Source organism: Devosia insulae DS-56, from assembly GCF_000970465.2.
In the GTDB taxonomy this organism is placed as follows: Bacteria; Pseudomonadota; Alphaproteobacteria; order Rhizobiales; family Devosiaceae; genus Devosia_A; species Devosia_A insulae.
Window position 1 is genome coordinate 1 of sequence record NZ_LAJE02000334.1, and the last position, 2,835, is coordinate 2,835.

Below are 2,835 nucleotides of genomic sequence, written 5' to 3' on the forward strand. Positions count from 1 at the left end.
CTCCCCCGCAGGCGGGAGAGGGACCGCCGACTGAGCGTTCTGGTGCTTACTGCTTCGGTGTTTCCGTAGCGGGCGCCATTGCGGGAGCTTCCATCGCAGGGGCTTCCATTGCCGGAGTTTCAGCAGGAGCCGCCGGTGCCTCGGCCGGAGCAGCTGCCGGTGCTTCAGCCGGAGCTGCCGGGGCCTCGGCTGGCGCGGGTTCAGCCGCCGGTGCCGGTGAGGCGTCGGTGATGCGGCCGTCGGTGTACGGGGTGTAGTCGCCGCCGAGCTTGGCGATGTAGTCGGCCACCACCTTCTCGAGCGGCGGGCCGAAGTCGTAGGCGTTCACCGCCTTGGTGCCGAACAGCTCGTAGCCGTCGCCGCCACCCCGCACATAGTTGTTGGTGACGAGGCCGTAGGTCTTGGCCGGGTCGATCGGCACCCAGTTGTCGCCGTCCTTGACCAGCACATCGGAGATGCGCGAGCCCACGGGCTTGGACCTGTCGAAGGTGTATTTGAGGCCGGCGACCTGCGGGAAGCGACCCGCCACTTCTTCGATCTGGCTCACGCCGTTTTCCAGCGAGGCGACGAGATCGGCGCCGGTGAGCTGGAAGGTGGCGAGGGTGTTGGAGAACGGCAGCACCGTGAGCACTTCGCCCATGGTGACCTGACCGGCGTCGATCGAGGCACGCAGGCCGCCCGAGTTGGCGATCGAGATGGTGACGCCCTGGTCGGCGACGCGGTCGAGCTGGGCGTCGGCGACGAGGTTGCCCATCGAGCATTCCATGACGCGGCAGACGTTGCGATCGCCCTGGATGGCCTCGGTGGCGTTGCCGATCACTTCGGCCTTCAGCGCCTCGAGCGGCTTGCCGAGCTCAGTGACGCGATCGAGGAAGCCCTGGTCGGGCGTCACCGACGCATCGAGCAGGATTGGCGCGCCGGTAGCGGAGATGACCTTGCCGGCATCGTCCCAGGTGACCTTCAGGTCGCCCAGCACCTTGCCGTACTGGCCGGCCTGGACGATCGGCACGTCGACGCCGTCGGGGTTCTTGACCAGGGTGGGGTAGGGGCCGGCTTCGCCTTTGCCGGTACCGAGGAAGGTGTGGGTGTGGCCGCCGACGATCACGTCGATGCCGGAGACGGCCTTGGCCAGGTCCTGATCGACATTGTAGCCGATATGGCTGACGACGATGATCTTGTTGATCCCGGCGCCTTCCAGCGCGCCGACAGCGCCCTTCACATATTCGGTGACGCTCTCGAACGCGACGTTCGGGCCGGGCGAGGCGATATCGGGGGTATCCTCGGTGGTGGCGCCGATGACGCCGATCTTCTCACCGCCGATGTTGAGGACGATCACGCCCTTGGGCAGACCCTTCAGGTCTGCATCCTTGGTGGTGTCGAAGTTGCCGCCGATGATCGGGAACTTGGCCGAGGCGATGAACTTGGCGAACTCGGCCGGGCCATCGTCGAACTCGTGGTTGCCGGTGGCGACCACGTCGAAGCCCATGTCGTTCATGAAGTCGGCGACGATCTCGGACTTGTACTGGGTGTAGAACAGCGAGCCCTGGAACTCGTCGCCCGCCGAGAACAGCACGCTGTTCTCGCCTGCCGCCGTGGCCTTGGCGCGTTCGGCGTCAATGGCGGTCTTCAGGCGCGCAATGCCGCCGAAGCATTCGCCCTTGGTCTCGCCCTCGGCGTTACAGGTCGAGTCGGTGCCGGTGATGGATTCGAAGCGGGAGTGGAAATCATTGATGTGGAGGATTTTGAGCGAGAACTCGGCCTGCGCCGCGCCGGTCAATCCGGCCGATAGCGCCAGCGCCGCGGCGCCGAACAACAGCTTCTTCATATCCCTGTTCCTTTGCGTGGAATCCGGTTGGTCCGGACTCTTCTCGCACTGCATTGCAACGCCGGTGTAACACGCATCAGGCATGCCGCTGGCCGTCATCCGCAACCCCAGTGGAGCGCCAAGTTAACTATAGATCGGACGGCAGCGGAAGGGCGTGAAGCGACGCTTTTGGGCTTCCATGAGCGGCCGGTTCGGTTACTCTCCGCGCGCTTTCGATCGCCGGTTACCGCGTGATCGACCCGGGAAAGCCAGCAGCTTTCCCCGACCACGCTTTTCAGGAGTCGACTATGCGGAGTGCCTTGATCGTCTGGGGTGGGTGGAACGGGCACGACCCCGAGGAATGCGCGGCAATCTACCGGCGCTGGCTGCATGAAGACGGCTATTCGGTGCGGGTCGAAACCGACCTCCAGGTGTTCGCCGATCCGGCAATCCACGAGCTCAGCCTGATCATTCCGATCTACACCATGAGCAAGATCGACAAGGAACCGCTGGCGAATCTCGTCAAAGCCATCGAAAGCGGCGTTGGCCTCGCCGGCCATCATGGCGGGATGAGCGATGCGTTCCGCGACGCGGTCGACTACCAGTTCGTGGTCGGCGGGCAGTGGGTGGCCCATCCGGGCAACATCATCGATTACACGGTGGATGTGACGAAGCCCGAGGACCCGATCATGCAGGGGATCCCCGCCTCGTTTCCCTACACTTCCGAGCAGTATTACATGCACATGGACCCTTCGGTCGAAGTGCTGGCGACCACGACTTTCTCCGGCCAGCACGCGGCGTGGACCAAGGGCGTGGTGATGCCGGTGGTGTGGAAGCGGCTCTATGGCGCCGGCAAGGTGTTCCACTCGACGCTCGGCCACCAGGCCAAGGAATTCGAAAACCCGCAGATGGCGACGATTCTGCGCCGGGGTATCAATTGGGCGGCGCGGGCTGAGGCTTAGGGTTTCGCTTCTGGCGCGGGGATGGGTCGGCGCGGGAAGAGTACCCCCCACCCTGTCCCTGGTCCCTAT

The 2,835-nt window shown here is 64.7% G+C and carries 2 protein-coding genes; one reads left to right on the forward strand and one right to left on the reverse strand.

Annotated features, from left to right (window positions below; translation table 11 throughout):
* Nucleotides 1-46 precede the first annotated feature (46 nt).
* The gene (locus VW23_RS21880; protein ID WP_069911617.1) at nucleotides 47-1,825 is read right to left on the reverse strand and encodes a bifunctional metallophosphatase/5'-nucleotidase; all 1,779 of its coding nucleotides are present in this window, start codon (nucleotides 1,823-1,825) and stop codon (nucleotides 47-49) included.
* Nucleotides 1,826-2,112: 287 nt separating this feature from the next.
* Between VW23_RS21880 and VW23_RS21885 the strand changes: the two genes are divergently transcribed.
* Nucleotides 2,113-2,766 carry a ThuA domain-containing protein gene (locus VW23_RS21885; RefSeq protein ID WP_069911618.1) on the forward strand — a complete coding sequence of 218 codons (654 nt, stop codon included), beginning with the start codon at nucleotides 2,113-2,115 and terminating at the stop codon, nucleotides 2,764-2,766.
* The last annotated feature ends 69 nt before the right edge of the window (nucleotides 2,767-2,835 follow it).

Bases quoted from the DNA above. Each gene is read 5' to 3' on its own strand.
- VW23_RS21880 (WP_069911617.1), bottom strand. From the start codon at position 1,825: ATGAAGAAGCTGTTGTTCGGCGCCGCGGCGCTGGCGCTATCGGCCGGA.
- VW23_RS21885 (WP_069911618.1), top strand. From the start codon at position 2,113: ATGCGGAGTGCCTTGATCGTCTGGGGTGGGTGGAACGGGCACGACCCC.